Origin of the sequence: Streptomyces sp. NPDC005393 (assembly GCF_040606675.1) — a bacterium.
Taxonomy (GTDB): Bacteria; Actinomycetota; Actinomycetes; order Streptomycetales; family Streptomycetaceae; genus Streptomyces.
The window spans coordinates 95,393-119,890 of sequence record NZ_JBEXFG010000002.1 but is presented as its reverse complement, the minus strand read 5'-3'; the positions used below and the strand labels follow the sequence as shown (position 1 = coordinate 119,890).

22 protein-coding genes and 3 pseudogenes are annotated in these 24,498 nt (G+C 72.1%); 13 read left to right on the top strand and 12 right to left on the bottom strand.

What is annotated here, in order from left to right; all coding sequences use genetic code 11:
* Positions 1 to 2 precede the first annotated feature (2 nt).
* Positions 3 to 1,115 (top strand): HAMP domain-containing sensor histidine kinase, encoded by a 1,113-nt coding sequence (locus tag ABZS71_RS03100; RefSeq protein WP_355852296.1) that lies wholly within the window; start codon positions 3 to 5, stop codon positions 1,113 to 1,115.
* Between the two features lie 27 nt (positions 1,116 to 1,142).
* On the opposite strand, the gene ABZS71_RS03095 is transcribed toward ABZS71_RS03100, so the two are convergent.
* The gene (locus ABZS71_RS03095; protein WP_356207076.1) at positions 1,143 to 2,228 is read right to left on the bottom strand and encodes an NAD-dependent epimerase/dehydratase family protein; all 1,086 of its coding nucleotides are present in this window, start codon (positions 2,226 to 2,228) and stop codon (positions 1,143 to 1,145) included.
* Positions 2,229 to 2,512: 284 nt separating this feature from the next.
* On the opposite strand from ABZS71_RS03095, the gene ABZS71_RS03090 reads away from it, so the two are divergent.
* On the top strand, positions 2,513 to 3,427 hold the full coding sequence (locus ABZS71_RS03090; protein WP_356207073.1) for a class I SAM-dependent methyltransferase: 915 nt from the start codon (positions 2,513 to 2,515) through the stop codon (positions 3,425 to 3,427).
* Here ABZS71_RS03090 and ABZS71_RS03085 read toward each other — a convergent pair.
* Positions 3,424 to 4,218, bottom strand: a complete 795-nt coding sequence (locus ABZS71_RS03085) for a peptidyl-tRNA hydrolase (protein ID WP_356207529.1) — start codon at positions 4,216 to 4,218, stop codon at positions 3,424 to 3,426. The two genes, ABZS71_RS03090 and ABZS71_RS03085, sit on opposite strands and share 4 nt — an antisense overlap.
* Before the next feature lie 326 nt (positions 4,219 to 4,544).
* Here ABZS71_RS03085 and ABZS71_RS03080 point away from each other — a divergent pair, with 326 nt between their 5' ends.
* Entirely contained in the window at positions 4,545 to 4,748 is a 204-nt protein-coding gene (locus tag ABZS71_RS03080; RefSeq protein WP_355852305.1) for a hypothetical protein, read from the top strand.
* Between the two features lie 19 nt (positions 4,749 to 4,767).
* Here ABZS71_RS03080 and ABZS71_RS03075 read toward each other — a convergent pair whose 3' ends face one another.
* Both ABZS71_RS03075 and zapE read right to left on the bottom strand, forming a co-directional pair.
* Positions 4,768 to 6,186 (bottom strand): PhoX family protein, encoded by a 1,419-nt coding sequence (locus tag ABZS71_RS03075; protein ID WP_356207070.1) that lies wholly within the window; start codon positions 6,184 to 6,186, stop codon positions 4,768 to 4,770.
* 101 nt (positions 6,187 to 6,287) lie between these two features.
* Positions 6,288 to 7,418 (bottom strand): cell division protein ZapE, encoded by a 1,131-nt coding sequence (gene zapE / locus ABZS71_RS03070; protein WP_355852311.1) that lies wholly within the window; start codon positions 7,416 to 7,418, stop codon positions 6,288 to 6,290.
* Between the two features lie 40 nt (positions 7,419 to 7,458).
* Here zapE and ABZS71_RS03065 point away from each other — a divergent pair, with 40 nt between their 5' ends.
* From ABZS71_RS03065 to msrB, 4 genes are all read left to right on the top strand, one after another.
* Positions 7,459 to 8,244, top strand: coding sequence for a pyrimidine reductase family protein (locus ABZS71_RS03065; protein WP_355852314.1), 786 nt, complete (start codon positions 7,459 to 7,461; stop codon positions 8,242 to 8,244).
* Between the two features lie 62 nt (positions 8,245 to 8,306).
* Entirely contained in the window at positions 8,307 to 8,801 is a 495-nt protein-coding gene (locus tag ABZS71_RS03060) for an indole-3-glycerol phosphate synthase (RefSeq protein ID WP_356207068.1), read from the top strand.
* A gap of 93 nt (positions 8,802 to 8,894) precedes the next feature.
* Positions 8,895 to 10,316 (top strand): UDP-N-acetylmuramate--L-alanine ligase, encoded by a 1,422-nt coding sequence (gene murC / locus ABZS71_RS03055; protein ID WP_356207065.1) that lies wholly within the window; start codon positions 8,895 to 8,897, stop codon positions 10,314 to 10,316.
* Positions 10,317 to 10,328: 12 nt separating this feature from the next.
* Entirely contained in the window at positions 10,329 to 10,745 is a 417-nt protein-coding gene (gene msrB / locus ABZS71_RS03050; RefSeq protein ID WP_355852322.1) for a peptide-methionine (R)-S-oxide reductase MsrB, read from the top strand.
* Here msrB and ABZS71_RS03045 read toward each other — a convergent pair.
* Positions 10,717 to 11,685, bottom strand: a complete 969-nt coding sequence (locus tag ABZS71_RS03045) for a TIGR02679 family protein (protein ID WP_356207063.1) — start codon at positions 11,683 to 11,685, stop codon at positions 10,717 to 10,719. The two genes, msrB and ABZS71_RS03045, sit on opposite strands and share 29 nt — an antisense overlap.
* A gap of 31 nt (positions 11,686 to 11,716) precedes the next feature.
* Here ABZS71_RS03045 and ABZS71_RS03040 point away from each other — a divergent pair.
* Positions 11,717 to 11,815 (top strand): annotated as a pseudogene (locus ABZS71_RS03040) (SDR family oxidoreductase); the annotation flags it as partial.
* Positions 11,816 to 11,829: 14 nt separating this feature from the next.
* Here the strand turns inward: ABZS71_RS03040 and ABZS71_RS03035 are convergent.
* Positions 11,830 to 12,408, bottom strand: coding sequence for an XRE family transcriptional regulator (locus ABZS71_RS03035; RefSeq protein ID WP_355852325.1), 579 nt, complete (start codon positions 12,406 to 12,408; stop codon positions 11,830 to 11,832).
* Positions 12,409 to 12,510: 102 nt separating this feature from the next.
* Here ABZS71_RS03035 and ABZS71_RS03030 point away from each other — a divergent pair, with 102 nt between their 5' ends.
* Positions 12,511 to 13,164, top strand: a complete 654-nt coding sequence (locus tag ABZS71_RS03030; RefSeq protein ID WP_356207060.1) for an AzlC family ABC transporter permease — start codon at positions 12,511 to 12,513, stop codon at positions 13,162 to 13,164.
* The gene (locus ABZS71_RS03025) at positions 13,161 to 13,484 is read left to right on the top strand and encodes an AzlD domain-containing protein (RefSeq protein ID WP_356207057.1); all 324 of its coding nucleotides are present in this window, start codon (positions 13,161 to 13,163) and stop codon (positions 13,482 to 13,484) included. The genes ABZS71_RS03030 and ABZS71_RS03025 overlap by 4 nt, the downstream gene beginning before the upstream one ends.
* Before the next feature lie 50 nt (positions 13,485 to 13,534).
* Here the strand turns inward: ABZS71_RS03025 and ABZS71_RS03020 are convergent, their stop codons facing one another.
* Positions 13,535 to 13,816, bottom strand: a complete 282-nt coding sequence (locus ABZS71_RS03020) for a helix-turn-helix transcriptional regulator (RefSeq protein ID WP_356207055.1) — start codon at positions 13,814 to 13,816, stop codon at positions 13,535 to 13,537.
* 394 nt (positions 13,817 to 14,210) lie between these two features.
* Positions 14,211 to 14,476, bottom strand: a pseudogene (locus ABZS71_RS03015) (serine--tRNA ligase); the annotation flags it as partial.
* Between ABZS71_RS03015 and ABZS71_RS03010 the strand changes: the two are divergent.
* Positions 14,473 to 14,688, top strand: a pseudogene (locus tag ABZS71_RS03010) (peptide-methionine (R)-S-oxide reductase); the annotation flags it as partial. The pseudogenes ABZS71_RS03015 and ABZS71_RS03010 sit on opposite strands and share 4 nt — an antisense overlap.
* A gap of 15 nt (positions 14,689 to 14,703) precedes the next feature.
* Here the strand turns inward: ABZS71_RS03010 and treZ are convergent.
* From treZ to glgX, 4 genes are all read right to left on the bottom strand, one after another.
* Complete coding sequence (treZ, locus tag ABZS71_RS03005) at positions 14,704 to 16,467, bottom strand: malto-oligosyltrehalose trehalohydrolase (RefSeq protein WP_356207053.1); 1,764 nt, start codon at positions 16,465 to 16,467, stop codon at positions 14,704 to 14,706.
* A 440-nt stretch (positions 16,468 to 16,907) separates the two neighbouring features.
* Positions 16,908 to 17,093, bottom strand: a complete 186-nt coding sequence (locus ABZS71_RS03000; RefSeq protein WP_356207050.1) for a cellulose binding domain-containing protein — start codon at positions 17,091 to 17,093, stop codon at positions 16,908 to 16,910.
* Between the two features lie 18 nt (positions 17,094 to 17,111).
* On the bottom strand, positions 17,112 to 19,631 hold the full coding sequence (gene treY / locus ABZS71_RS02995; protein ID WP_356207047.1) for a malto-oligosyltrehalose synthase: 2,520 nt from the start codon (positions 19,629 to 19,631) through the stop codon (positions 17,112 to 17,114).
* A gap of 123 nt (positions 19,632 to 19,754) precedes the next feature.
* On the bottom strand, positions 19,755 to 21,902 hold the full coding sequence (gene glgX, locus ABZS71_RS02990; protein ID WP_356207043.1) for a glycogen debranching protein GlgX: 2,148 nt from the start codon (positions 21,900 to 21,902) through the stop codon (positions 19,755 to 19,757).
* A gap of 233 nt (positions 21,903 to 22,135) precedes the next feature.
* Between glgX and ABZS71_RS02985 the strand changes: the two genes are divergently transcribed.
* Positions 22,136 to 22,939, top strand: a complete 804-nt coding sequence (locus ABZS71_RS02985) for a Tat pathway signal sequence domain protein (protein WP_356207040.1) — start codon at positions 22,136 to 22,138, stop codon at positions 22,937 to 22,939.
* A 221-nt stretch (positions 22,940 to 23,160) separates the two neighbouring features.
* On the top strand, positions 23,161 to 24,486 hold the full coding sequence (locus tag ABZS71_RS02980) for a copper amine oxidase (protein ID WP_356207037.1): 1,326 nt from the start codon (positions 23,161 to 23,163) through the stop codon (positions 24,484 to 24,486).
* Positions 24,487 to 24,498: the final 12 nt, after the last annotated feature.

Sequence of the window (24,498 nt, the reverse complement as noted above, 5' to 3'; positions counted from 1 at the left end):
CGATGCATGACGTCCTTCTGATGGGCCTGTTCGCCTTCCTCGGCGCGGCGGCCGCAGGGCTGCTCGGCGCGTTCGCGCTGCGGCTGCTGCGGGGCCGTTCGGTCGCCGTGTCCCTGACCGTCGTCGCGGCCGTGGCGGTGACGGCCATGCTCGCCGGGACGCTGGCCGTCGCCTGGGCGATGTTCCTGTCCCCGCACGACCTCACGGTCGTCACCACCGTCTGCGCCATGGCCGCCGTGGTGTCCCTGGCCACCGCGCTGCTGCTGGGCCGCTGGGTGGTGGCGCGCAGCAAGGCGCTGACCCTCGCCGCCCGCTCCTTCGGCGACGGCGGCAGCTTCGCCGCCCCCGACGGCGAGGCCACCGCCGAGCTCGCCGCGCTCGGCCGCGAGCTGGCCGCCACCAGCGCCAAGCTCGGCGCGTCGCGTGAGCGCGAACGGGCCCTGGAGTCCTCCCGCCGCGAGCTCGTCGCCTGGATCTCGCACGATCTGCGCACGCCGCTGGCCGGGCTGCGGGCGATGTCCGAGGCGCTGGAGGACGGCGTGGCCCCGGACCCGGAGCGCTACTTCCGCCAGATCCGTACCGAGGTGGACCGGCTGAACACAATGGTCGGCGATCTCTTCGAGCTCTCCCGTATCCACGCCGGGGCGCTGTCCCTCGCCCCCACCCGGATCTCCGTCTACGATCTTGTCGGCGATGCCCTCGCGGGCGCCGATCCGCTCGCCCGTGAGCTGGGCGTCCAGCTGATCGGCGACCGGGTCGACCCCGTTCCCGTCGAGGTCGACGGCAAGGAGATGACCCGCGTCCTCGGCAACCTCCTCATCAACGCCATCCGCCGCACCCCGGCGGACGGCACGGTGGCGGTCGCCGCGCGGCGGGAGGCGGACACCGTCGTGCTGTCCGTCACGGACGGCTGCGGCGGGATACCGGAGGAGGACCTTCCGCGCGTCTTCGACACCGGCTGGCGCGGCAGCCATGCCCGCACACCCCCGGCGGGCGCGGGCCTGGGCCTCGCCATCGTCCGCGGCATCGTCGAGGCCCACGACGGCCGCGCGGCGGTACGGAACGTGGACGGCGGCTGCCGCTTCGAGGTCACGCTCCCCGCGGTGGGGCGGTAAGCGGCGGTAGCCCGCCCCGGGCCGGGCTCAGCCGGGTTCGGCCGGGTCCAGGGCTCCCGCGCGCTGGGAGGCGCGTGCGAACTCGGTCATCCCCTCCGCGAACGGGACCGCCGCACGCCAGCCCAGGCGCTCGTGCATGCGTCGCGACGAGGCGGTGATATGGCGGACGTCACCCAGCCGGTAGGCGCCCGTCACCACCGGGGCCGGACCGCCATGGGCCGCGGCCAGCGCCTCGGCCATCTCGCCCACCGTATGGGGGTCGTCGCTGCCGGTGTTGTACGCGTGCAGCGCGCCCGCCGCCACCGCCTCCCGTCCGGCCTCCAGGGCGGCGACATTGGCCGCGGCCACATCCCGTACCTGGATGAAGTCCCGGCGCTGGCCGCCGTCCTCGAAGACGGTGGGGGCCTCGCCGCGGGCGAGGGCCGAGCGGAAGAACGAGGCGACGCCCGCGTAAGGGGTGTCGCGCGGCATCCCCGGACCGTAGACGTTGTGGTAGCGCAGCGAGACCGCGCGGCCGTCCACCGACCGCGCCCAGGCCGCCGCCAGATGTTCCTGTGCGAGCTTCGTGGTCGCGTACACATTGCGCGGATCGGCCGGGGCGTCCTCGTCGACCAGACCCGGCCGCAGCGGGGTCGCGCACTCCGGGCAGACGGGTTCGAACCGCCCGGCGGCCAGGTCGGCCTCCGCGCGCGGGCCGGGCCGCACCCAGCCGTGCCGGGGGCAGTCGTAGCGGCCCTCGCCGTAGACGACCATCGACCCGGCCAGCACCAGCGCGCGCACCCCGCGCTCCGCCATCGCCGCCAGGAGTACGGCGGTGCCCAGGTCATTGCAGCCGACGTAGTCCGGTGCGTCCGCGAAGTCCTTGCCGAGGCCGACCATCGCGGCCTGATGGCATACGGCGTCCACACCGCGCAGCGCGGACTCCACCGCCGAGCGGTCCCGCACATCGGCGTGGATCCACTCGGCGTCGGCGGACGGCGGCAGCGGCGGCGGGGCCGGGTGGGCGGCGGGGAGCAGGGCGTCGAGAACGACCGGCTCATGGCCGCGGGCGGTGAGAGCGGTGACGACATGCGAGCCGATGAAGCCCGCGCCTCCGGTGACCAGTACGCGCATGGGGCGACGTTAGGCGCCAGTGGGCCGCGGGACCGGCGAGCGCGCCGCGCCGTCACAGGTCCGTAAGGCTTCCCGGCGGCCGGTGCGGAGCCGCTGTTTCCGGCCATCCGGTGTGACAGTACGTCCCTATTAGTGTCGCTATGGCCACCCTGTCCGTATCGATCTCGGTCACACAAAGGACACAACGGGGACCATCCGATGTTGCCTTTCGCTGCCACCGTGGCGCGCGTTCACGTCTCTCCGGACACGTCTTCCCCGACCGCCACCGAAGAACAGAGAGCACCATGACGGCCACCACCGCCCCCGCGGCCCAGCGTCCCCGCAGTCTGAATGACGTCAAGGGGTGGTTCCCCAGCCTTGACCAAGTGCTGTTCGATCGCTTTCTGATGCGCCAGGAGCGCCTCGGCCAGCGCGGAGACCTCCTTGAGATGGGCGCCTACATGGGCAAGAGCGCCATCTTCACCGCCGCCTATCTGCGGTCGGACGAAACTTTCACGGTCTGCGACCTCTTCGACGCGGACGCGCCCGACGAGAAGAACGCGGCGGAGGCCCGCAAGTCGTACTCCACCCTGACCCGCACCGCCTTCGAGCAGAACTATCTGGCGTTCTACGACGAACTGCCCCATGTCATCCAGGCGCCGACCTCCGTGGTGCCCGAGCACGTCGACGCGGACACCTGCCGGTTCATCCACGTCGACGCCTCGCATCTGTACGAGCACGTGGCGGGCGACATCGGCACCGCACGCACCGCGCTGGTGCCGGGCGGTCTCGTCGTGCTCGACGACTTCCGCTCCGAGCACACCCCGGGCGTGGCCGCCGCGGCCTGGGAGGCGGTGTTCACGCGCGGACTGCGGCCCGTCTGCCTCTCCACCCAGAAGCTCTACGGCACCTGGGACAACCCCGAGCCGCTCCAGGACGAGCTGCTCGCGGACGAGGAGTGGCGCAAGGGAATGCACACCAGCGTGCAGGAGATCGCGGGCCACCGGGTGCTGCGGTTCTCGGGAAAGCCCGCGAACCCGGCCGCGCCGAAGTCCCGCTACGCCCATGAGCCGCGCGAGTCCGTCGCCCCGGCCCCCGGGCCGCGCCCCGCGGCCACCGCGCCGGTGCCCGCGGCACGCCGCCCGGTCACGGTCCGGAGCATCGCCGCCGATGTCCTCCCGCCGGTCCTCACCCGGGCGATCCGCCGCAGGCGCCGCTAGGTCCCGTCCGGTCCGGGCGAAAGCAGACCCGGGGGCTGCGGCGGCCAGGCTCCAGAGCTCTGGAGCCGCCGCAGCGCCGGGTGGTCCGCCACCACCGTGCAGGACCCCGGCGCGATCTCCGTGAAGCCCGCGTCCCGCACCACCGGCAGCCCGCTCGCCGTGAGCTCGCGCCACCGCTCGGCCGACGCCGTACGTACTGCCAGCGGGAACCCGGCCGCGCGCCACGCGGCCCGCGCGGCGTCGTCCAGCTCCCACCAGGCCAGCTGCGCACCGTGTCCGGCCTGGGCCATCGCCTTGCCCGCCGACATGTCGATCCGCGGGTTCAGCCACAGCGCCGGCCCGGCGAGGTCCGGGGCCGGCGGCGGCTCGGGATCGTCCAGATCGGTGCCGGAGACCTGGAGCCTGGCCAGCTCCTTGGGCCAGCCGTCGAGCGGCACCGGCGGAAACACCCGTACCTCGGCCGCCGGGGGACCGTCGCCGGAGGCCGCCCGGCCGCCCGTGAGCGTGATGCCCGGCAGCCCCTGCGCGCGCCGCCACTCCGCGCCGCGCGCCCGCCGGACGACCTTGCGGATCCGGGCGTCCTGCCAGTCCCGTACGGCCTCGGCCCACGCGCCGTCCTCCGCCGTCGCCCGCTCGTCCGAGAGCAGCACGAGCACCGCGCGCGCCGCCGTCTCCAGGGCGTCCGTACGGGCCGGGGGCGCGGCCTTCTCGATCCGTACCACCAGGGGCAGGACGAACTGCGGCGCGGCGTCCCGGTCGGTCTCCGAGCGGCGGAACGGGCTGCTGCGGATGCCGGCCTCGGGGCCGGCCTCGGGAAGGGCTTCGGGGCTGGTCACCAGCCCAGTGTGCCAGGACGGCTCCCCGCGCCGGGCGGGCCGGCGGGCGGCAGGGCCGAGCGGCTGCCGACCGGCCGATTGCCTTTGCTCAACCGGCATGAGACGACGGGGAGTCGGGCGCCGCTACGGCCTGGGTTCGCGCAGCGGCAAACCGTGACGATGCTGCTGCCCCTGCTGCCCCTCGCCGTGACCGGCGCGCTCGCCGCCGGGGCGACCGGGCCGGCCTGCGCGCTCAGCTCGCGCCGGTCCTGACCTGCGCGGACCGGCGTAGGGTCGGAGCCATGGACGACCGTAGTACGGACCGTACGACCGGCTACTGCGAGGATGAGCGGCCCGAGGCGCCGGGACCCGCCTCGGCGGGCCCGCCGTACGCCGACTGCGTGCGGTGCGGCGAGCCCACCGAATACCCCGCCTCGCGCCCCGGCGTGACGCTGTGCCCCGTCTGCGAGTGGCAGGAGGCACAGCGCACGGCCTGCTCGGGCTAGCCACCGGCCCGCCAGGCGGCTAATGCCGCCAGGGCCCGGTCACCGCGAAGGTCGTCCCCGGGGTGTAGCAGTTCACATACATCGTGCGGCGGTCCGGCGCGAAGGTGACGCCCGCGAACTCGCCCCATTCGGGCTCCTGCGGGGTGCCACCCGCCGCGGTAGCGGCTGATGTCAGAGCCTGCCGATTGCGCGCCATCGGATAGACCTCGCCGCGCCGGGTGAGCCCGTAGACGTGCTGGGCGCCGTTGCCGTCCTCGCACACCATGAGGCCGCCGCCGGGCGCCAGCGTGATGTTGTCCGGGGACTCGCCGGGCAGTTGGACATCCGTGCTCGGGCCGAAGACGATCACCAGGGTGAGCCGGCGCCGGTCGGGGTCGTAGCGCCAGATCTGGCCGAAGTGGTCGGCCGCCGAGCCGTCCGCGCTCTTGGCGAAGCTGGAGACGAAGTAGACGGACGAACCGCCCCAGTAGCAGCCCTCCAGCTTCTGTGCGTGGGTGATGCCTCCGGGGCCGAAGTCCTGGAACCGGACCGGCGTCTGTCCGGCGAGCGGATCGGGGACCGGCACCCATGCGATGTGGTCGAAGGAGACGCCCGGCTCCCGCACGGTGGACAGATCGGGCACCCCCGGTACGCGCAGCGCCTGCAGCTCGCCGCCCGCGCGCAGTGAGCCGATGCCGCCGAGCGGCTTCTTCGGCAGAAACCGGTAGAAGAGTCCGAAGGGCTTCTCGAAGGCGTCCTCGGTCTCGTAGACGACCCCGTTGCGCGGATCGATCGCGATGGCCTCGTGCTGGAAGCGGCCCATGGCGGTGAGCGGTACGGCGCCGGTGCGGCGTGGATCGTACGGATCGACCTCGAAGATGAAGCCGTGGTCCTTGGTGTAGCCGTTCGTACCGGCCTTGTCCTCGGTCTCCTCACAGGTCAACCACGTATGCCAGGGGGTGGGGCCACCCGCGCAGTTGACGGCGGTGCCCGCGATGGCGACACGCTCGGACAGGACGGAGTCACGGGAGTCGAGCTCCAGGGCGGTACAGCCGCCCATGCCCATCGGGTCGTAGGTGAGGCCCTTGACGGCGGGCACGCGGATCGGCGCGTTCGCGCGGTTCTCGTGGTTGCGGACCAGATGCGTACGGCGGCGGCTGCCGCTCGACCGGCCCGGGAAGGCGGCCATGCCGTCACAGTGGCTGGGGACCTTGCCCTCGCCGGAGCGCAGTTCATCGCCCTCGCGGGAGAGCACCCGGTAGCGGAACCCCTCGGGGAGGTCGAGCAGCCCTTCGGGGTCCGGGACGAGCGGGCCGTAGCCGCCGTCGCGGGTGGTCTGCGGGTTCGGTTCGGCGGCCGAGGCCGTACCGGCGAAGAGTTCGGGGATACTGCCGGTGAAGGCGATCGAGGCGCCCAGCGCACCGCTGCGGCCCAGAACCTGACGTCGTGTCGCTGACATGCGGTAACTCCCTGCTGGCGGACAGGAAATATGACCGCACGTGTGTATCACGCGTGCGGGCCCGCGGGAACCATCTGATCGATGACGCGCCCGGACAGGGCCTACGCGTCGGCCAGCCTCTTCGCGTCCCGCGCGAGCGCCGTGAGCCGGGAGATGGCCCGGAAGTACTTCTTCCGGTAGCCGCCGTTCAGCATCTCCTCGCTGAACAGCTGGTCGAACGGCACCCCGGAGGCCAGCACCGGCACCTCACGGTCGTAGAGCCGGTCCGCCAGCACCACCAGACGCAGCGCGGTCGACTGGTCGGGCACCGGACCGACGCCGGTCAGACACACCGCCTGGAGGCCGTCGCACATCGCGCCGTAGCGGCTCGGGTGCACCCGGGACAGATGGTCCAGCAGGGAGGGGAAGTCATCCAGCGAGGCGCCGGGCGCCCCGTGCGCCGCGCGGGTGACCGCGTCGTCGGACAGCGGGGCCGGGGCCTCGGGCAGACCGCGGTGGCGGTAGTCCTCGCCGTCGATGCGCAGCGTCCGGAAGCGCGACGAGAGCCCCTGGATCTCACGCAGGAAGTCGGCCGCGGCGAAGCGGCCCTCACCGAGCTTGCCGGGGAGGGTGTTGGACGTCGCGGCGAGCGCCACGCCCGCCTCGACCAGCTTGCCGAGGAGCGTGGAGACCAGCACGGTGTCGCCCGGGTCGTCGAGCTCGAACTCGTCGATGCACAGCAGCCGGTGGCCGCTCAGGGTCCGCACGGTCTGCTGGAAGCCCAGCGCGCCGACGAGGTTCGTCAGCTCGACGAAGGTGCCGAACGCCTTCTGCTCGGGGGCGGCCGGGGTGGCATGCCACAGGGAGGCCAGGAGGTGGGTCTTGCCGACGCCGTAGCCGCCGTCGAGGTACATGCCGCGCGGGCCGCTCGGGGCCGCGGGCTTGGCCTCCCGGCGGAACCAGTGTCTGCGCCGGCCGCCCTTCTCACCCGCACCGCCGCCGAGCCGGGCGGCGAAGGCGCGCAGCGCCTCGACGGCCTCGGCCTGGCTGGGCTGGTCACGGTCCGGGATGTAGTTGTCGAAGCTCACCGTGGCGAAGCGGGGCGGCGGCACCATCTCGGCCACCAGGCGCTCCGCGGGGACCTGCGGCGCGCGGGTGGTGAGGGCGACGGGGGCTTCGGCGGCTGTCGAGCCTGCCGAGCCGGTAGTGGTAGTTGGTGCAGACACGGATGTCCAGGGTAGTCGCTTTTCCATGGAGGACCGTCCGGGAGGGAGGCATGTCACACTGCCGCGTATGCGACGCCTGTTCCCGTTGTCCGCCGAACCGTCCACCGAAGATCGCGAATGGGGGCTCGACGAGCTGGCCGACGCGTATGCCTACCCCGAGCGGCCACAGGGGCCGCACGGCGCCTTTCTGCGGGCCAACATGGTGTCCTCGCTGGACGGGGCCGCCCATCACGACGGCCGTTCGCAGCCGCTGTCGTCCGCCACCGACATGCGGATCTTCGGGGTGCTGCGTGGTCTCGCCGACGCCGTGGTGGTGGGCGCCGAGACCGTGCGCCGGGAGGGTTACCGCCCGGCGCGTGCGCGCGAGGCGTTCGCGGAGCGCCGGGCGGCGCTCGGCCAGCCCCCGGTGCCCGCGATCGCCGTGATCAGCGCGAGCCTGGACCTGGACTTCTCGCTTCCGCTGTTCACCGAGCCCCTCGTGCCGACGCTCGTCATCACGGGCGGACGGGCCCCGGCGGACCGTGTCGACGCGGCCCGTAAGGCGGGCGCCGAGGTGGTGCTGACCGGCGTGCGGGGCTCGGGGCGGGTGGACGCGGCCCCCATCGTGACGGCCCTTGCCGAGCGCGGCTACACCCGGCTGCTGACGGAGGGCGGGCCCAAGCTGCTGGGGCAGTTCACGGCGGCCGGGGTACTGGACGAGCTGTGTCTGTCGCTGGCTCCGCTGATCGCCGCGGGCGATGCGGCGCGGATCGTGAACGGGCCCGCGCTGATGGAACCGGAGCGGTTCGCTCTCGCTTCCGTACTGGAGGAAGCCGGCTTCCTTTTCACCCGCTACCGTCGGATTTACCAATAATTTGTCATAAACGGATTTTCGCTGTAAACGGATTGTCACTGTAAAGGAGAAGGGCGCCCGCCGTGTTCACGAGCGTTTTGATGATCGAGAAGCCCCTGACCCCTGCCGACGTGGACTTCGTCACCACCCTGCACGGCGACGATCCGGTCTCCTTCGTCGTGCTGATGCAGCCCCGGGGCAGCAAGGACCGGCTGCTGCGCGCGATCGACGACATCGCGCTCGGCGAGCTGGAGCAGGCCGCCCAGGAGGGCGAGGAGCCGGCGGGCAAGGAGGCGCTGGAGCCCGCCGAGCGTGCCCTGAACCACTCGGTGGCAGCCCTGCGGGCGGCCGGAAGCGAGGCCCGGGGCCAGGTCGTCCAGCGCCAGCCGCTGGAGGTGCTGCGCGGTGTCGTCGAGGAGACCCGTGCCGACGAGGTGATCGTGCTCACCGCGCCGCACTTCGTGGAGGAGTTCTTCCACCGGGACTGGGCTTCCCAGGCGCGCCACAAGGTGGGGGTCCCGGTGCTCAAGCTCTTCTCGCACGCGGAGGACGAGGACCAGACCCCCACGGCCGGCTGACCCGGGCCGTACGGGGCCCGGCCCGGCCGGGCCGTAGGGGGTGCGAGAATCGGGCCGACACCGAGAGAACCGCGAACCAGGGGAGACCCGTACATGGCACCGGCCGGCACTGCCTCCGACGCGCTGGATCGACCGCACTTCATCGGCATCGGCGGCGCCGGGATGTCGGGCGTCGCGAAGGTCCTCGCCATGCGCGGCGCGCGGGTGGCGGGCAGTGACACCAAGGACTCCCCGATCGTCGAGGCGCTGCGCGCGCTCGGCGCGACCGTGCACATCGGCCACGCCGCCGAGCACCTCGCCGCCGACGCCAGCAGCGTCGTCGTCTCCAGCGCCATCCGCGCCGACAACCTCGAACTGGTCACGGCGATCGAGCGCGGCATCCCGGTCGTGCACCGCTCCGACGCGCTCGCCGCGCTGATGGACGGCGCCCGCCCGATCGCCGTCGCGGGCACCCACGGCAAGACGACCACGACCTCGATGCTCGCCGTCTCCCTCGGCACCCTGGGCCTCGACCCGACGTACGTCATCGGCGGCGATCTGGACGCGCCCGGCTCCAGCGCCCACCACGGGACCGGCGAGATCTTCGTCGCGGAGGCCGACGAGAGCGACCGCAGCTTCCACAAGTACGCGCCCGAGGTCGCCATCGTCCTCAATGTGGAGCTCGACCACCACGCCAACTACGCCTCGATGGACGAGATCTACGAGTCGTTCGAGACCTTCGTGGGCCGGATCCGGCCGGGCGGCACGCTCGTCGTCTCCGCCGACCACGCCGGAGCCCGTGAGCTGACCGACCGGGTCAAGGGCCGCGAGGGGCTGCGCGTGCTCACCTACGGCGACGACGAGAGCGCGGACGTGCGCGTGCGGGCCGTCGTCCCGCACGGGCTGACCAGCGAGGTCACCGTGCGGCTCGCGGAATCCCTGGGGGGTGAGGAGATCGTCTTCACCGTCTCCGTCCCGGGCCGCCACTACGCGCACAACGCCGTCGCCGCCCTCACCGCGGGCGCCGCCATCGGCGTCCCCGCCCGCGAGCTCGCCCCCGCCCTCGGCTCGTACACGGGCGTCAAGCGCCGCCTCCAGCTCAAGGGCACCGCGGCCGGGGTGCAGGTCATCGACTCCTACGCGCACCACCCCACCGAGATCGCCGCCGACCTGGAGGCGATCCGCGGTGGCGCCGGGGAGGGCCGGGTCCTGGTGGTCTTCCAGCCGCACCTCTTCAGCCGTACGCAGGAGCTGGGCACCGAGATGGGCGACGCGCTCGCGCTCGCCGACGCCTCCGTCGTCCTCGACATCTACCCCGCCCGCGAGGACCCGGTCCCCGGGATCACCAGTGCTCTGGTCATCGACGCCGCCGCGCGCCGCGGGGCGGATGTGACCGCCGAACACGACCGGGCCGCGATCCCCGAGCTGATCGCCGGAATGGCCAAGCCCGGTGACCTTGTTCTCACCATGGGCGCCGGCGATGTGACCGACCTCGGTCCGGAGATCCTCGCCCGCCTGCAGAGTCCGGAGAGCTGAGGAGGTCCGTCCATGGCGTACGACATCGACAAGCCGGAGGAGCAGTGGCGCGCGGAGCTGAGCCCGCAGGAGTACCACGTCCTGCGGGAGGCCGGCACCGAGCGCGCCTTCACCGGTGAGTACACCGACACCAAGACGACCGGCGTCTACTCCTGCCGGGCGTGCGGGGCGGAACTCTTCCGCTCCGACACGAAGTTCGAGAGCCACTGCGGGTGGCCGAGCTTCTACGACCCGGCGGACTCGTCGGCCGTCGAGCTGATCGAGGACCGCTCGCTCGGCATGGTCCGCACCGAGGTGCGGTGCGCCCGCTGCGGCTCCCATCTGGGGCATGTCTTCGCGGGTGAGGGCTATCCGACCCCGACCGACCAGCGGTACTGCATCAACTCCATCTCGCTGCGGCTCACGCCGGACGGGGACGGTCAGGGCTGAGGTCGGCCAGATCCTCCAGGAGCGCGTCCGCCATCTGCTCCTTCAGGATCGCGACCCCGCTCTTGCGTAGGACGGTGGCGAGCTCCGCGTCCCAGGGGGCGTCGGTGACGCGTCCTGGCGGCGGACCGGTCGGGGCAGCCGTATGCGCCGAGAGGTAGTCGGTGGTGGACATGCGCCAGAGACCGGCCCCGGTGGTGGCACGGACGTACGCGGCGATGCGCAGCCCCTCGCCGTCGAAGTCACCGTGATAGCGCAGGGTGGCACCGGTGGAGGCAAGCCGGCGCAGCAGGAGGACGGCCGCGCTGTTCGGCCAGCCCGCGGTGCAGACCAGGGGCGGGCAGGAGGGGCCGAAGCGGCCTACGGCGAGCGCGACGATGCTCGGGTTCTCCGTGATGTGGACGGGACCCGGTGCCAGCAGCAGTTCGCCCGGGTCGCGGAGCTGGGCCAGGGCGATGTGCGCCGCGTGCCCGGCGTCGGTGAGTGCGGTCAGGGCGCGGGCCACGGCTCCGGTGCCCTCGGGGCGTAGTCCGGCGGTCAGAACGGTGGCGGAGAGGGCGTCGTCGGCAATTCCCGCGAGGGCCCACAGGGCGCGCCGGTCCGCTGCCGAGGCCGGGGGGTCGGTGTCCTGCAGTGCGGCCAGGGCGCGCAGAACCGCGGTGGAGAGGCGGGTGCCGTCGTCGAGTGCGTGCGCGTCGCCGGCGAGCAGCCGCGCCGCGAACACCGGTAGCGGCAGCCCCTCGGCAGGGAGGGCCGCGAGGACGGTCAGGGTGTCGTCCAGGAAGCGTCGGGTGGCAACGACGGAGCCTTGGAGCAGCCCGGTGCGGCGCAACTGCGCTGCCCATGGTGCGAGTGCGGGCTGTCCGGTGAGGACAGGGTGTGTCTCCAGCCAGTCCCACCAGAGCGGTACGCTCGGCGCGTCCGGCCTCACGGACTGCCGCATGGTCGCCCAGGGGGCCGAGGATCGCCTCAGCGAGATCGCGGCGACGATACGGTTCCTGACGTCGGACGATGCCTCGTACATCACCGGTGCCGTCGTCCCCGTGGACGGCGGCATGGGGATGGGGCACTGACCCCCTCCGGGCCCCTACACGTGCTCGCTGACCAGCACGGCCCAGGTGCCCGGCTCCAGTGCGCGGAACACGTGGGGCAGATCGGCCGGGTAGGTGATGGCGTCACCGGGGCCCAGTTCCACGGCGTCGTCGGCCGGCCCCACCAGCGCCCGGCCGGTGCCCAGCACCACGTGCTCCACGACTCCCGGCATGTGCGGATCCGACGTGCGCTGGTGCCCCGGCTCGGCGGTGACGCGGTAGATGTCGCGTCGCGCGCCGGGCGGGCAGGCCGACAGCAGGACGGCGTGGTAGTCGGCCTGGGCGGAGGAGACGGCGGCACCTTCTCCGGCCCTGATCACGTGGACCCGGGGCTGACGGGGTTCGACCAACCGGGAGAACGGCGTGTCCAGCGCAACGCACAGCGCCCAGAGAGTCTCCAGGCTGGGGTTTCCCGAGCCCGACTCCAGTTGGGAGAGAGTGGATTTGGCGATCCCCGCCCGCTGCGCGACCTCGCTGAGGCTCAGACCGGCGCGGCTGCGTTCCCGGCGTAGAGCGGCGGCGATGGCCTTCAGCGGGGGCTTCGTGGAGTCGGCTGTCGGCGGGGGTGTTGTCATCGGTCGTTCGCTCCAGCAGTTGACTGTTCGTCTTGACGAACGACCTTTAGGGCGTTCATCATGAACTCCATGCGTTCGATATGGAGAACTCTAGAGCGCGAAATGCTGCGTGACGTGGCATTGGTGTGTCTGGCGGTCGGTGTCATCGGCCTGTCCTACGGCGCGATCGCGGTGGCATCGGGATTCCCTCTGTGGGTGCCGGTCCTGCTGGGAGTACTCGTCGTCGCGGCGTCCTCGGAGTTCCTGTTCATCGGGATCATCGCCGCGGGCGGCAGTCCGATCGCGGCCGTGCTGGCGGGGCTGCTCGTCAACGCCCGGCACCTGCCCTTCGGGCTGGCGATTCCGGAGGTGATCGGCCGCGGCTGGCGCCGGTTCCTCAGCACGCACCTGATGAATGACGAGACCGTTGTCTTCGCCCTGGCGCAGAAGGACCTGCCCGCCAAGCGTGCCGCGTACCGGCTGTGCGGACTCGGCATCCTGGTGTGCTGGCCGCTCGGCGCCCTCCTGGGCGGCATGGCCGGTTCGGTGATCAAGGACACGGATGCCCTCGGCCTGGACGCCATGTTCCCGGCGGTCATCCTGGCGCTGATCCTGCCGGCCCTGCGCGACCGGAAGACCCGGACCGCGGCCCTTGCCGGTGCCGCACTCGCTCTGGTCGCGACACCGTTCCTGCCGGTCGGGCTGCCCGTCCTGCTGGCGTTGGCCGGCGTCGTCCTGGCGACCGAGGGGGTACGAGAGGACGAAGGCGCGCGATGACGAACACTCCGTTGCTGGTCGGGGCGATGCTCGTGCTGGCCGTCGGAACGTACGCGTTCCGTCTGGCGGGCCCGGCGCTGCGCTCCAGGGTCGAGGTCCCGCCCGCGGTGGAGAAGCTCATGGAGCGCTCCGCGGTGGTGCTACTCACCGCACTGGTCGCCACCACCGCGCTGTTCGAGGCTCATCAGTGGGCGGGGCCGGCCCGCCCGGCCGGAGTGCTGGTGGGATGCCTCCTCGCCTGGCGCAAGGTGCCGTTCGTCGTGGTGGTCCTGGCGGCCGCCGCCTGCACGGCCCTGCTGCGGCTGGCGGGTGTCTCCTGAGCGCGTCCGGTGGCCGTCCGGGGCACGGACGGCGGCGGGAATCCGCCGGATCAGCCGCGTCCGTGGGAGTGCACGAGAGGCGGGGAGCAGGGCGGCGAGGGGAGCACGGGTGAGGTGCGGTTGCTGATGTGCACCGCCCAGGCGAAGGCGACGATCCCCGCCTGCAGGCGCGACTCCACGTCGAGCTTGGCCAGCACCTGTGCCACGTGGGCCTTCACCGTCCGTTCGGTGACTTTCAGGAATGTCGGGATCGAACGGTTCGAAGCACCCTCGGCCAGCAGCCAGAACACTTCGAACTCGCGTTGCGACAAGGCCGAGACCTTGTCGAACAAGGTCCCCCACATGTGGTCGGGCTCCGCGGCGTAAGGCCTTCGGCGGGTGCTGTGCGTAGGGATCAGGGCAGCTTGAGTGGCGTTACGGGGCTCCTGCTCGTGTGAGTCGGCCAGGGAGGCCGAGGCCGCCGCTCCATGGGGCATGCTGACGCCGGAGCGGTCACGTTCGTGGCTGTCTGCCCGGCTGAGAGCACACTGTTCGCCCATGCGTGCCCCAAGCGCCGGGTTCCCGTCCATGAGGTCTGCCTCGGCATCGCCGGCAAGTGGATCGCGGGGACCGAACACCCTTGCGTCCCATAGCCGGTTCTCCGGGGTGCAAGGGTGTTCGGCGTCGGGTCGGCGGCCGTGGGTCAGCTGGGCCTGAGCGTGCGATAGATCTCGTCCCAGTTCTCGCCTATGCCTCCGAGGGCGTTCCGTCCGCCTTGATCCGGCGAAGCCGAGGTACTTGACGAGGGGTTCGGGCAGCAGGACCGAGCCGTCGGCCTGCTGGTGCTGTTCGAGTACGGCGGCCAGGGTGCGGCCGATGGGCAGGCCGGAGCCGTTGACGGTGGCGGCCGGGGTGGGCTTGCCGTTCTCGTCGGGGGTGCGGATGCCGGCGCGGCGGCCCTGGAAGGTGCCGAAGTCGGAGACCGAGGAGATCTCGCGGTAGGTGCTCTGGGTGGCCGTCCTTCTACGACCCGGCCGACTCGTCGGCCGTCGAGCTGATCGAGGACCGCTCGCTCGGCATGGTCCGCACCGAGGTGCGGTGCGCCCGCTGCGGCTCCCATCTGGGGCATGTCTTCGCGGGTGAGGGCTATCCGACCCCGACCGACCAGCGGTACTGCATCAACTCCATCTCGCTGCGGCTGGCCCCCGAGGAGGGCCGAGCGTAGGCGGCGCGGCCCGGGTCAGCCCGGACCGCCGCCGCAGCGCAGTACGGCAGCGGTCTCGGGCGGCAGCCGTAGCCTGCCGTCCGCGCCCGGGAGGTCGACCCGGCGCCAGGCGGCGACCACCTCGGTGATCTCGCCGGACCGGGGGCCGAGCGAGGCGTCGGCCGGCCGGTCGCCCGGGTTGACGATCACGCGGAGCGGACCGCGCTGGAAGCTGAAGCAGCCGTCCGAACCGGAGGAGAGACCCGTATAGGACCAGGCGGGGTCGGTGAGCGCCGCTTCGGCGCGGCGCAGCGCGATCAGCCGGCGGTGCCAGGCGAGCAGCGCCCGGTGCGGCTCCCGCTCCGGCTCCGTCCAGTCGAGACAGGACCGCAGCCGGGTGGCCGGGTCCTGGGGGTCGGGAATGTCGCCCTCCGCCCAGCCGTGAGCGGCGAACTCGCGTCGGCGGCCGTTTCGTACCGCCTCGGCCAGCTCCGGATCCCGGTGGTCGGCGAAGTACTGCCAGGGCGTACGCGCGCCCCACTCCTCGCCCATGAAGAGCATGGGGGTGAAAGGCGAGCACAGTACTACGGTCGCCGCGCAGGCCAGCAGCCCGGGGGAGAGGCTGCCGGAGAGCCGGTCGCCGACCGCGCGATTGCCGATCTGATCGTGCGTCTGGGCATAGCCGAGAAGCCGGTACGCGGGGGTGGTGTGGGTGTTCAGCGGGCTGCCGTGCCGACGGCCGCGGAAGCCCGAGTGGATGCCGTCGTGGAAGAAGCCGCCCATCAGCGTCTTGACGAGGGCTCCGGGCCCCTCGGCGGCGAAGTCGGCGTAGTAGCCCTGCCGCTCACCGGTGAGGAAGGTGTGCAGGGCGTGATGGAAGTCGTCGTTCCACTGCGCGTGCAGACCATGGCCGCCCGCCTCGCGCGGGGTGGTGGTGCGCGGGTCGTTCAGATCCGACTCGCCGATGAGGAAGAGCGGACGGCCGGTCCGGGCGGCCAGCCCCTCCACGGCCGCGGACAGCTCGGTGAGGAAGTGCCGCGCCCGGGTGTCGCGCAGCGCGTGCACCGCGTCCAGGCGCAGCCCGTCGAGCCGGTAGTCGCGCAGCCAGGCGAGCGCGCTGCCGATGAAGTACGCGCGGACCTCGTCCGAGCCGGGGGCGTCCAGGTTGACCGCGGCGCCCCAGGGGGTGTGATGGGTCTCGGTGAAGTACGGGCCGAAGGCCGGGAGATGGTTGCCGGAGGGGCCCAGATGGTTGTGGACCACGTCGAGGACGACGCCGAGGCCGTGCCCGTGCGCGGCGTCCACGAAGCGCGCCAGGCCCTCGGGCCCGCCGTAGGGCTCGTGCACGGCCCAGGGCGCGACGCCGTCGTACCCCCAGCCATGCGTCCCGGGGAACGGGCAGACCGGCATCAGCTCCACATGCGTGATGCCCAACTCGGCCAGATACGGCAGCCGTTCGACGGCCGCGTCGAAGGTGCCCTCATGGGTGAAGGTGCCGATGTGCAGCTCGTACAGCACCGCGCCCGGCAGCGGCCGCCCGAACCACTCCCGCTCCCAGGGGAAGCGGGAGTGGTCGAGGACCGCGCTCAGGCCCTCCGGGCCGTCCGGCTGGCGGCGGGAGCGCGGATCGGGGAGCGGCGGGCCGTCGTCGAGCGCGAAGCCGTAGCGCGTCCCGTGCCCGGCCTCGGCCTCGGCCCGCCACCACCCCCGCCGGGCGGGGTCGCGCTCCATGGGCCGCGTACGGCCCTGCACATGGAGCCCGACCCGCCCGGCGTGCGGCGCCCACACCTCGAACAGCACTGGCGTCTCCTCATATCGACCGGTCGCCTTAAGGCTCCCGACCATGCTGCGGGACGCGGTGCCGGGCGCGCAGCAGGACGAGACCGGTCAGATCAGGTCACTGCGCTCCTGCGTGATGGGATATCGAGCGCGGGGTCGTGCAGGGTGTGGAACAACGACGCGTCGCTCTCGGTGAGCGCGCGGATGACCAGACCGGTCATGGGGATCCTTCCGGGAAGATGATGCGTTCCCGGTCGGATCGGAGACCCGATCAGAGGTGAGGACGCCCTGCGCTCCCGGGTGGAGCTCTCCGGCGTGGCGGCGGCCTTCGTCGAGCTGCTCGGCAGGGCCGGTCTGCCGCCCGCGAGGGGGGAAGGGGCGGCAGACCGGCAAGGATGAGGTGCACCTGACAGGTCACTGAGCGGGTCGGTGCACCTCTGTGGATCACTGCGAGACGCAGACTAGTGCACCATGCGGATCGGCGCTGCCGCCGCGTCCGGGGAACCGCCGCTCGCCGTACAGCCGAAGGTCGTCGACGCCCCGGCCGCCAGTGAGCCGTTCCCGTCGGCGTTGGTGACCGGCGCCGATGAGCCGGTGGCGGTCAGCTTGCCGTTCCAGACGCTGTCGACCCGCTGCCCGGACGGCACCGTCCAGTCGACCGGCCGTCAGCTCCGGGTCAGCAGTGCCACGGGGAGCCGGTCCAGGAGGCCGCCGAGCGGGTACGCCCCCTCGGCCGTCCGCCCGGTCAGCAGATCTCGCCAGCGGCCCGGGGGCAGTGGCAGCCGGGTGGCGCCCCAGCCACCCTCCTCCGCCAGCCGCCGCGACAGCCGGGTGACGACGGTGACGGCCGCGCCCCCCTCACCGCCGCCGCCCTCCCCACCGCCCTTGCCGCTCCCACGGTCCCCGGCCGTCCGTACGAAGGCCACACAGTGCGCCGCCGTCGGCCCCTCGGCGGCCAGCGGCACATACGCGCTCCCCGCCCCGAACCACCCCGGATGCTCACGCCGCAGCCGTAGCGCCGCCGCTGTGAGCATCAGCTTCTCGGCGGAGAGCCCCACCGCCTCCCGCCCCGCGTCCAGCTCCGCGAGCACCTCCGGGCGCAGCTCGGGCGGACGGCGGTTGTCCGGGTCGACGAGGGCCGTATAGGCGTGCTCCGTGCCCATATAAAGGTCGGGAACGCCCGGCATGGTCAGCTGCACCAGGGCCGCACCCAGCGCGTTGGCCCGTGCCGGGGCGTCGAGTTCGGCGCCGATCGCCGCCCACACCGACGCGCCGGGGCCGCCCGGCCCCCCGTCCGCCTTGAGGAAGGCGGCCACCGCCTCCTCGTACGGCGTGTTCCGCTCCGTCCATGTGGTGTGCAGCCCCGCCTCCCGCACGGCCTTCAGCACCGCGGGCACCAGCCGCCCGGTGTCCGCGAGGCCCAGCCCGAGCGCGGTCTGCCATGCCGTCCACGCCGTGTGCGGGTCGGGCACGGTCGGGCCCGCCGACGTCAGCTCCTCCAGCAGCCGCCCCCACCACCCCGGGCATTCGGTGAGCGCCGCGATCCGCGCCCTTACGTCCGCGCTGCGCTTGGTGTCATGCGTGGACAGCACGGTGCCGGTGGCGGGCCAGTCGCGCAGCAGCCGGGCGGCGAAGGCGTGGAAGTCGGCGGGGGAGACGGCCGGCCGCCCGGGGTCGCCGCCGACCTCCGCGGCCGAGAGCAGCGGTGCGTAGCGGTAGAAGGCGGTGTCCTCGACCGACTTGGCACGCAGCGCGGCGGCGGTCTGCGCGAAGCGCGCGCAGAAGTCGCGGTGGTCCGGCCCGTCGCCCAGTCTGCCGAGCGCCGCGTCCCGCACCGTGTCCACCACCCGCGCCTCCTCGCGGACCGTGAAGACCGTCCGGGCATCCCCCGCGGCGAGGGCAAGCAGGTCGGCGTCCGCCGGGCTCGCCGGGGCGTCGGGGGAGGCGTACGGCCGGTAGACCGGCAGCCGCACCAGCAGTTCGCGGATCGCGGTGCGCAGCGCCCAGGGCGCGTGGTCGCGCAGCCGGGGGCCGGCGGCGCAGATGCGGGAGGCGGTGCGCACCAGCCGCGCCACCTCGGCGGCCAGCTCGTGCCTGACCACCTCTTGGGCGGCGCGGCGCACCGTGGCGGCCCAGTCGCCGCCCAGGTCGGCCGGGGGAGCGGCGAAGCCCCGGTAGAGCGCGGTCAGCTTCTCCAGCCCGTCCGGGTCGACGAAGAGGCCGTCGATATGGTGCAGCGCGTCGTAGCCGGTGGTCCCGGCGACGGGCCAGCGCGCGGGCAGCGGCTCGTCGCGGGCGAGGATCTTCTCGACGACGGTCCACCGGCCGCCCCGGCCCCCGCTTGCGCCCCCGTCCTCCGCCGCCCTTCCCCCGTCCTCCGCCGCCCTGACCGCGCGGTCCAGCCGCCGCAGATAGCCCCCTGGGTCGGCGAGGCCGTCCGGGTGGTCCACCCGCAGCCCGTCGATCACCCGGTCGCGCACCAGCTCCAGCAGCGTGGCGTGGGTGGCGGCGAAGACCTCGGGGTCCTCGACCCGCACCGCGATCAGCTCGGAGATGGTGAAGAAGCGCCGGTAGTTGAGCTCGGTGCGGGCCAGCCGCCACCAGCCGAGCCGGTACCACTGGGCGTCCAGCAGTTCGGGCAACGGCAGCGCCTCCGTCCCGGGCCGCAGCGGGAACGCGTGATCGTAGTAGGACAGCGTCCCGTCCACGGCCCGCAGCCGCTCCCACTCGTCGCCGAGCGGCCCGCCGAGCACCGGCAGCAGCACCTTGCCGCCGTGCTCCGACCAGTCGATGTCGAACCACCGGGCGTAGGGCGAGTCGGGCCCCTCCCGCAGCACCCCCCACAGCGGCTTGTTGAGCCGCTCCGGGGCGGGCGCGGCCATATGGTTCGGGACGATGTCGGCGATCAGGCCGAGGCCGTGCTCGTGCGCCGTACGGGCGAGCGCCCGCAGCCCCTCCTCGCCGCCCAGTTCGGCGCGTACGGCCGAGTGGTCGACCACGTCGTAGCCGTGGGTGGAGCCGGGCACCGCCTCCAGCACGGGGGACAGATGCAGATGGGAGACGCCGAGCGAGGCCAGATAGGGGACGGCTCGGCGCGCCGCCTCGAAGGGGAAGGCGGGCTGTAACTGGAGCCGGTAGGTGGCGGTCGGGGCGGCGGGGAGGGGCGCGGTGGGGTCAGGCGTCATATAAACGTATGTACCCACAAGGCGCCCCTCACGAGAGGCCCGCGCCCCCGTACGGGTGCGATCCGCGCCCCCCATACGGCTTACGCGCCCTCTCGATACGGCTTACGCGAGCCCGGATACGGCTTAGGCGGGCCGCTGAAGCACCATCAGGCTGCGGTCCACCAGGGTCAGCCGGTCGCCCGCCGCCACCTTCGCGCCGCTGCCCGGCTCCACGCCCTCCGGCACCGCCGTGTCCACGATGACCTGCCACTGCTTGCCGTGGTCGACCGGCACGGTGAAGTCCAGGGGCTCATGGTGGGCGTTGAACAGCAGCAGAAAGGAGTCATCGCTGATCCGTTCGCCGCGCACCCCGGGCTCGGAGAGCGCGCTGCCGTTGAGGAAGACGGCCAGGGACTTGGCGTGCGCCGCCTGCCAGTCGCGCGGCCGCATCTCCTCGCCCTCGTGGGTGAACCAGGCGATGTCGGACAGCTCGTCGTGGGTGCCCTCCACCGGCCGCCCGTGGAAGAAGCGGCGGCGCCGGAAGACCGGGTGGTCGCGGCGGAGCCACACCAGCGAGCGGGTGAAGCGCAGCAGCTCCAGGGCGGCCTTGTCCTCCTCGTTGCCGTCCTGCCCCTTCTTCACCGGGTGGGGCCACCTCACCCAGGACAGCTCGCTGTCCTGGCAGTAGGCGTTGTTGTTGCCGCCCTGCGTGCGCGCGAACTCGTCGCCGTGGGAGAGCATCGGCACGCCCTGGGAGAGCATCAGGGTCGCGATGAAGTTGCGCATCTGGCGCTCGCGCAGCGCCCGCACCGCCGGATCGTCGGTCTCGCCCTCGGCGCCGCAGTTCCAGGAGCGGTTGTAGCTCTCGCCGTCCTGGTTGTCCTCCCCGTTGGCCTCGTTGCGCTTCTCGCCGTACGAGACCAGGTCGCGCAGGGTGAAGCCGTCGTGGCAGGTGACGAAGTTGACCGAGGCCAGCGGACGGCGCCCGTCGCCCTGGTACAGGTCCGAGGAGCCGGTCAGCCGGGACGCGAACTCGGCCAGCGTGCGCGGCTCACCACGCCACAGATCGCGCACGGTGTCCCGGAACTTTCCGTTCCACTCGGTCCACAGCGGCGGGAAATTGCCGACCTGATAGCCGCCCTCGCCGACGTCCCACGGCTCGGCGATCAGCTTCACCTGGCTGACCACGGGGTCCTGCTGGACCAGGTCGAAGAACGAGGACAGCCGGTCCACCTCGTGGAACTGGCGGGCCAGCGTCGCCGCCAGATCGAAGCGGAAGCCGTCCACCCGCATCTCGGTCACCCAGTAACGCAGCGAGTCCATGATCAGCTGAAGCACATGCGGGCTGCGCATCAGCAGCGAGTTCCCGGTGCCGGTGGTGTCCATGTAATAGCGCCGGTCTTCGGCCAGCCGGTAGTACGAGGCGTTGTCCAGCCCCCGGAAGGAGAGCGTCGGCCCCAGATGGTTGCCCTCGGCGGTGTGGTTGTAGACGACGTCCAGGATGACCTCGATGCCCGCCTGGTGCAGCGCCCGGACGGCCGATTTGAACTCCAGGACCTGCTGTCCCCGGTCGCCCCACGAGGCGTAGGCGTTGTGCGGGGCGAAGAAGCCGATGGTGTTGTAACCCCAGTAGTTGGCCAGCCCCGCGTCGACCAGCCGGTGGTCATGGACGAACTGATGCACGGGCATCAGCTCCAGCGTGGTCACGCCCAGCTCCGTCAGATGTTCGATGATCGCCGGATGGGCGAGCGCCGCGTACGTCCCGCGCAACTCCTCCGGAAGGCCGGGATGGCGCATCGTCAGGCCCTTGACGTGGCTCTCGTAGATGACCGTGCGGTGGTAGTCGGTGCGCGGTGGCCGGTCGTCGCCCCAGTCGAAGTACGGATTGACCACGACCGACGCCATCGTGTGCGGGGCCGAGTCCAGGTCATTGCGCTTGTCGGGCCGGTAGAAGTGGTAGCCGTAGACCTCCTCGCCCCAGTCGATCCGCCCGCTGATCGCCTTCGCGTACGGGTCCAGCAGCAGCTTGGCGGAATTGCAGCGGTGTCCGGCCTCCGGTTCGTAGGGGCCGTGGGCCCGGAAGCCGTAGCGCTGCCCCGGCATGATGCCTGGCAGATAGGCGTGGCGCACGAACGCGTCGGTCTCCCGCAGCTCGACCGCCGTCTCCGAGCCGTCGTCGTGCAGAAGGCACAGCTCGATACGGACGGCGGCCTCGGAGAACACCGCGAAGTTGGTTCCGGCGCCGTCGTAGGTGGCGCCAAGGGGGTAAGCCTGTCCCGGCCAGACCTGCATACGTCGACTCTTCCACTTCTTCTCCGGGGGCCGCGAGCACCCCAGGCACCGGACGGAACCGGACCGACGACGCATCCTTTCCCAACTGGGGGCGGTCAGCCGCAGTTTCGACGGAACTTCCTCAAATGGCAGGCAACCTACGGCCACCTCGGTTCGTCCTACCGGGTGACCTCCGCATACGCGATATCACGCTATGCGGGCTGATGTGACGACAGGGGGGATTGGGGGAGGATGTGCGAAAGATAATCCACCGCCACCTGGGCAAAGTGGTGGCCGGAGCGGCGGTGGCGGTCACCGCCACCGCGATCATGATCGGGGTGACGCTCCCGGACAGCGCCTCCGGCAAGGAGAGCACGGGCGGCGGACCGCAGGGTTCCGCGGCCGAGCAGGGCCAGGCGGCCAAGCAGCTGCCCGGGGTGGTCGAGGACGCGCCCGCCCAGGGGAAGAAGGGCACAGGCCGCGATCCGCTCACCGACGACGAGGTGAAGCGCGCCCAGACCCTCGCGGTCACCCGCGGCTTCCGCGACAGCAGCGAGGACGTCAAGGGCGACAAGGGCCCCGAGCGGCTCTCCACCGACCTCACGGAGCTCGAACCGGCCGATGTGGGCGCCGCCGATCCGCCGCGCCGCGCCGAGGTGACGTACTACGACTACAAGGACGACACCTACGTCACCAAGACGGTCGATCTCGGCACGGGCAAGGTGGCGAGCACCGACACCCAGCACGGTGTCCAGCCGCCGCCCAACCACGACGAGGTCGTGGAGGCCACCCGGCTGCTGCTCGCCGACAAGCTGGGCGACGGGCTGAAGAAGGACTTCAAGGACGCCACCGGCAAGGCGCTGACCAACCCCGGCCAGCTGACCGTCACCGGCTTCGTCCACCGCGCCGGCGTGGACAACCCCGGCCCGGCGTCGCTCAAGGACTGCGGCAAGCACCGCTGTGTGCGGCTGTTCACCCGGGTGGTCAACGGGCCCTGGATCGACACCCGGCAGATGGTGATCGACCTGAGCGCCCGCTCCGTGGCCAAGCTGAACTGAGGCTCCCTTTTTTGGGGGCTCGGTTCGCCTCCGGGGCGCTCAAGCCTCCCCCTGCCTTCGGCCGGGGGGACCCTGTCGACGTCGACCGTGCTCGGCCCCTCGTTCCTCAGGGCCTCCGCGCGCTCTCCCATTACGACAGGGGCGCGCCCCTTCGGCTCACTCGCCCGAACAGCGGTACCTCCACTGATCGCACACCCATACGTTCACACAGGAGTCCACCCATGCCTGAAAGAAGGCTCCGCCGCGCCCGTGCCCGGATCGCGGCAGCCATCGGCGCCTCGGCGCTCCTCAGTACCGTGGCGATCGCCGCCGGGCCGGTCGGCGCCGCCCAGGCCGCCCCGAAGGCCCCGGCGAAGGCCCCGGCGGCCGCGGCGGACTGCTCGGCCGCGTACAAGGTCGAACAGAAGCTGGACGGCGGCACCACCTGGCGGATGTGCTGGCACTACGAGAGCAAGGCCGGGCTCGTGCTCGACAACGTCTCGTACCAGCCGAAGGGCGAGTCCGCCCCGATCCAGGTGCTGACCTCGGCCAAGCTCGGCCAGATCCATGTTCCGTACGACGACGGCAGCAATGAGTACGACGATCTCACCGGACAGGACTTCGCCCAGGGGCTGCAGCAGCTGGACCCGGCCGAATGCCCCGGCGGCACCATCAAGACCGTCCATGTGCCGGGCGCCTGGGACCCCAGCCGGCAGAATGTGAAGGGTCTGTGCGCGACCACCCGGGCCCGCGGCCATGCCTACCGGATGGGCGAGGGGAACAAGGTCTACCAGCTGCAGGGCAAGGATCTGCTGATCTACACCGTCAACCAGGTCGGCTGGTACGAGTACATCACCGAGTGGCGGTTCGCCGGTGACGGCACCATGACCATGCAGGTCGGCGCCACCGGCACGCTCTCCCCGATGGACTACGACGCGGGCGACGGCCGCGGCTGGCCGATCGGCAAGGGCGCCAAGGACTACGCCACCAGCCACGCCCACAACGTCTTCTGGCGGCTGAACTTCGGCCTCGACGGCTCGCCCAAGAGCAAGATCGAGCAGTACGACTCCAAGACCACCGCGGCCGCCGGCCGGATCCCGACGACCAAGACCACCCGCACCCAGGTCACCAAGGAGCTGGCGGGCGACGCGGCGGCGGCGCGGTGGTGGCGCGTGGTGAGCACCGCGGGCAAGAACAAGGACGGCCATCCGCGCAGCTACGAGATCGTGCCCGGCCACACCACCAAGTACCAGGGGCGTAGCTACACCAAGCACGACGTCTACTTCACCGAGTACAACACGTGTGAGCAGTTCGCCAGCAACAACCTGCGCGACTGCGGTGCGGGCGCCGGCAAGAGCGTCGACAAGTGGGTGGGCGGCCAGACACTCAAACACCCGGTCGTATGGGTCAACATCGGGTTCCACCACATCGCCCGCGATGAGGATCAGGAACCGATGCCGCTGCACTGGCAGGGCTTCCAGCTCTCGCCGCGCGATGTCACCGCTATGAATCCCCTCACGCCCCCCGCACTGTCCGGACACAACGGCCATACACAAGAACCACGTTGACGCGATAGATCG